The organism is Paracoccus sp. (in: a-proteobacteria) (assembly GCF_035556475.1).
Lineage (GTDB): Bacteria > Pseudomonadota > Alphaproteobacteria > Rhodobacterales > Rhodobacteraceae > Paracoccus.
This window is the reverse complement of sequence record NZ_DATMFA010000078.1, coordinates 1-4,739: the sequence shown is the minus strand read 5'-3', so window position 1 is coordinate 4,739 and position 4,739 is coordinate 1. Positions and strand designations below refer to the sequence as shown.

The window sequence follows — 4,739 nt, the reverse complement described above, 5'->3', positions numbered from 1 at the left end:
AGATCTGGGGCTGGTCCTCGGCCGCGCCGGGCGAGGACCGGCTGCGCGACGCCGGGCTGCATCCCGGCGACAGGCGCGTCGCGCTGGCGGTCAGGTTGATCGGCGAGATCATCGGCTTTCCGCGCCATCTCAGCCAGCATGTCGGCGGCTTTGTCATCACCCAAGGCCGGCTCGATGAACTCTGCCCGATCGAGAATGCCGCCATGGAAGATCGCACCGTCATCGAGTGGGACAAGGATGACATCGATGCGCTGGGGCTATTGAAGGTCGACATCCTCGCGCTCGGCATGCTGACTGCGATCCGCAAGGCCTTCGGCCTCATCGAAGAGCACCGGCGCGAGTACCGGACCCTCGCCAATATCCCGCCCAATGACGTGCAGGTCTATGACATGCTCTGCCGCGCAGATGCGATCGGGGTGTTTCAGGTCGAGAGCCGGGCGCAGCTGAACTTCCTGCCGCGGATGCGACCGCGCAACTTCTACGATCTGGTCTGCGAGGTCGCCATCGTCCGGCCCGGGCCGATCCAGGGCGGTATGGTCCATCCCTTTATCAATCGGCGGCAGGGCAGGGAGAAGGTCGAGGATCTCGGCCCGGCGATGATGGAGGTGCTGGGCCGCACCTACGGCGTGCCGCTGTTCCAGGAACAGGCGATGCAGATTGCTGTGGTTGCGGCAGGGTTCACCCCGGCCGAGGCCGACCGATTGCGCCGCTCGCTCGCCACCTTCAAGCGCATGGGTACCATCGGCGGCTTTCGCGACCGCTTTATCGGCGGCATGCTCGAGCGGGGCTATGACGCGGATTTCGCGGCGCGCTGCTTTGCCCAGATCGAGGGTTTCGGCAGCTACGGCTTCCCCGAAAGCCACGCCGCCAGTTTCGCGCGGCTGGTCTATGTCTCGGCCTGGATCAAGCGCCATCATCAGGCGATCTTCACCTGCGCGCTCTTGAACGCCCAGCCGATGGGCTTCTATGCCCCGGCGCAGCTGGTCCGGGACGCCCGCGATCACGGCGTCGAGGTCAGGCCGGTTTCGGTCAATGACTCACTCTGGGACTGCACGATCGAGCCACGTGCAGACGGCACGCATGCGCTGCGGCTCGGATTCCGACAGGTAAAGGGCATGCGCGAGGAGGATGCGATCTGGGTCGCGGCGGCGCGCGGCAATGGCTATCCCGATGTCGAGAGCGTCTGGCGACGGGCGGGGCTGCGTCCCGATGCGCTGGACCGGTTGGCCGAGGCCGATGGCTTCGCAAACCTCGGGCTGAGCCGGCGCGACGCGCTCTGGCAAGCCAAGGCCCTGAAGGCAGCAAAGCCGCTGCCACTGTTCGGCATGGACGGCGAGGGGGAACGGGAGCCAATGGTCGAACTTCCCCGGATGACATTGGGGCAGGAGGTGATCGAGGATTACCTCGCGCTGCGCCTGTCGCTGCGCGCCCATCCTTTGGAGATCCTGCGACCCAATCTGCCCGAAAGCCTGCCCGCGGATCGGCTGACGTCGGCCAAGGGGCGGGTGGTGCTGACCGGCCTCGTTATCACCCGACAGCGCCCAGGCACCGCCTCGGGCGTGGTCTTCCTCACCCTCGAGGACGAGACCGGCACCGCCAATGTCGTCGTCTGGAAGCGGATCTACGAGGCCTATCGCGCCGCGGTGGTCGCCGGTCGCCTGCTGCGCGTGACCGGTAGGATCGAACGCGACGGACAGGTCACCCATGTGATCGCCGAGCATGTCGAGGATCTGTCAGATCGCCTCGCGGGTATCGGGCATCCATTACGGATCGGAGCCGAGACCGAGAGGGCAGGGGAGACCGTGAGGCCGAGCCGCACCGCCAGCCGCGCCCGCCATCCCCGCGAGCAGGCCAAGAAGCTCTTTCCGAGCCGGGATTTTTACTGACCGGCGTGTTGGCCTGAGATGAAAAACACCGGGCGGGCGTGCAAAAGCGTTCGACGACGACCTGCCCTATGCCGCCCCTCCGCGAAACGTTGGCATGCTACCGCATGGCCCCGCGAACCGGCCATGCGCTGCGGGCGCAAAATTGTGCAAGCGGAGCGTTCACAGCTGCGGGCTCGTGGAATTCATGCGCAGCCTGTGGCAGCATCCTGACATGATCAAGTTCCGCACTCTTGCTGATGACCACCCCGATCTCGCGCATTCACCGCTGCTTCGTGGCGCTCTCCTGACTTTACAATATACGCAAACGCATGGGGCAATCGGTCTCACCAAGAACATGGCCTTCAAGCGCGTCTTCGTCCATTGGGCCGTCGAGAACTTCGACTGGCCGGGAAAATCCGCTGAAGAGATGTTCCGCTAGGCTCAGGACTTCGGTAACGGGGTCGTCCCAGTCAAGCGGTTTTGCGCATACGGAATGTGCCGCCGGGGCGGGCGGCCTTGTTCTTTGGTAAAGTGGTCTGCTTGCCTGTTCGGCAGCCTTCGCCTGAGATCGACCCGGGTGCATGCTTCGGTCCGTGGTCAGCGCTGTGACTGCCAACATGATGCTGGTTCAATGCAATTCCGATGTGCCCATCTCATTGGCGTGCTCGATAGGATCGGCATCAGTCCTGAGCACGGCATCACCGGAACCGCGTCCCGTGGGGACCTCAAAGGCCCGCGATCAGGCGGGCAGCAGTCTGGAATCTGTGTCTTCAGCCGGCATGAAGCACACGAATGTCAAAATGGAAGTCGGTGTCATTCTTCCACATCCGGTGCAGGATTACGGCGATGCGGCGGGCCAGCCCAACCATCGCGCGCTTGGCACCACGACGGCGCGCGAGTTTTGCCGCCCAGGTTCGCAGCCAGTTCGCCCGTCCACGATGCATCATGACGGTTGCCGCCTGGCACAGCGCTCGCCGAAGGTTGACGTCGCCTGCCTTTGTGATCCCTCCCGAGACGTCGCGCTCGCCCGACTGGTTGCGAGACGGCGTCAGGCCGACCCACGGTCCGACATTCTTCGAGGACGTGAAGCGGTCGGGATCATCGACAGCAGATCGATAGGTCAACGCCACGACGGCGCCAATCCCGGGCATCGACATCAGCCGACGACAAACCGGATCCTCCAAGGAAAGTTGGCGGACATTGCGTTCAAGACCCGCCAACTCTCGCCGCAGTGCCGAGCGCGCGCGAAGCATGGGTTCGGTTGCCGCTTCCAGCATCAGGTTGCCCGCCGCCAGTTCGCGGATACGTTGTTCGAACCTGCCGCGGGATATGGTGCCAACCTTGAGCCCAAAGTTCCGCAGCAGCCCGCGCAGTGACATTTCCAGCGTGATAAACCCTTGTTGCACAGCCTTACGGGCGCTGAGCACCGCTCTAACCTCCTGTGCAGACACCGATTTGCAATGAACGGGTCGGAACCAACCAAGATGAAGCAGACGTGCAATACCCTCTGCATCCCGCCGGTCCGTCTTGATCGGCATGGCCTTCAGGGCGCCTTTTACCTGTCTGGTTTCCATCAGAACGACAGGTAGTCCCGCATCTGACAACCCGCGATGCAGCCATTGCGACAATGGACCGGCCTCAAGCCCCACGGCGGCAATTGCGCCGTCCTGGTCGCAGATCCAGCACGACAGCGCTTCAGGCTCACTGGCCACCTGCGCTTCCTTCACGATCTTCCCATGCTCGCTGATCACGCAGATCGCGGTTTTCTCCAGCGACACATCCAGCCCGACAAACAGCTTCATCCCGCAGTCCTCCATGTGGATCCGATACGGGAATGGCGCCAGCTTGCCCTCGATCTTGCAACAGTAACGGGCGGGTCGCGACGCAGGCCCCGTTACGGCATCTCGTTGTGGATCATAGCCAGAACAGGACGATTGCGGCGAGGAGGATGGCAGAGAGGAAGGTCTGTGGACAGCGGTCGTATCGGGTGGCGACGCGCCGCCAATCCTTCAACCGCCCGAACATGATCTCGATGCGGTTGCGGCGTTTGTAGCGCCTCTTGTCGTATTTCACCGCCTTCTTGCGAGACTTTCGGCCTGGGATGCAAACCTTTATCCCCTTGTCTTTCAACGCTTCTCTGAACCAATCGGCATCATAGCCTCGGTCTCCCAGCAGCCACGCTGCCTTCGGCAGGCTGCCCAGCAGCGCCGCCGCGCCAGTGTAATCACTGACCTGGCCGGCGGACATGAAGAACCCGATCGGCCGCCCTTTGGCATCGGCAACGGCGTGCAACTTGGTGTTCATGCCGCCTTTGGTGCGCCCGATCTGGCGCCCGCGCCCCCCTTTTTCACCCCAAGGCTTGATGCCGTGCGGTGTGCCTTGAGGTAGGTTGCGTCGATCATGATCGTCTTGTGCTCGGCCCTCTCGGCAGCAAGGCCGACCATGATCCGGGCAAAGACGCCGTTGTCGCTCCAGCGCTTCCAGCGGTTGTAGAGGGTCTTGGCCGGACCGTATTCCCTTGGCGCGTCGCACCAGCGCAAGCCATTGCGATTGATGAAGATTATGCCGCTGAGGACGCGACGATCATCAACACGGGGCTTGCCATGGCTCTTGGGAAAGAACGGCTTCAGACGCTCCATCTGGGCGTCCGTCAGCCAGTAAAGATTACTCATCGATCAGGTCTCCTTGCGGAGCCTGAATCACGCCAAACGCCTGAAATCAATGGGTCTGGAGCCTAAGCAAACCGGCCACCATGAGCGATGCTGACGCGAACCGGCAGTGTCGCGCCGAAGGAGAGTTGCGCCGCGGGAAAGGGGTTGCCGACATCGAAGCGGCCGGGACCGTGACCCCGGACGTCACGCTCTAAGTCAAGGC

The 4,739-nt window shown here is 63.1% G+C and carries 3 protein-coding genes and 1 pseudogene; 2 read left to right on the top strand and 2 right to left on the bottom strand.

Translation table 11 applies throughout. The features are described 5' to 3' along the window. Positions 1 to 1,886 (top strand): OB-fold nucleic acid binding domain-containing protein (locus VNQ78_RS10140; protein ID WP_325689271.1); only part of this gene is annotated, 1,886 nt, incomplete at its 5' end. 211 nt (positions 1,887 to 2,097) lie between these two features. Beyond that, positions 2,098 to 2,301: pseudogene (locus VNQ78_RS10135) on the top strand (hypothetical protein); the annotation flags it as partial. Positions 2,302 to 2,635: 334 nt separating this feature from the next. On the opposite strand, the gene VNQ78_RS10130 reads toward VNQ78_RS10135, so the two are convergent. Both VNQ78_RS10130 and VNQ78_RS10125 read right to left on the bottom strand, forming a co-directional pair. Beyond that, positions 2,636 to 3,667 carry an IS110 family transposase gene (locus tag VNQ78_RS10130; RefSeq protein ID WP_325689269.1) on the bottom strand — a complete coding sequence of 344 codons (1,032 nt, stop codon included), beginning with the start codon at positions 3,665 to 3,667 and terminating at the stop codon, positions 2,636 to 2,638. Between the two features lie 112 nt (positions 3,668 to 3,779). Then, positions 3,780 to 4,537 (bottom strand): IS5 family transposase gene (locus VNQ78_RS10125; RefSeq protein ID WP_325689267.1). Its coding sequence is split into 2 segments (ribosomal slippage): positions 3,780 to 4,213 and positions 4,213 to 4,537, totalling 759 coding nucleotides; the frame shifts between segments, so codons are not numbered across the junction. Positions 4,538 to 4,739: the final 202 nt, after the last annotated feature.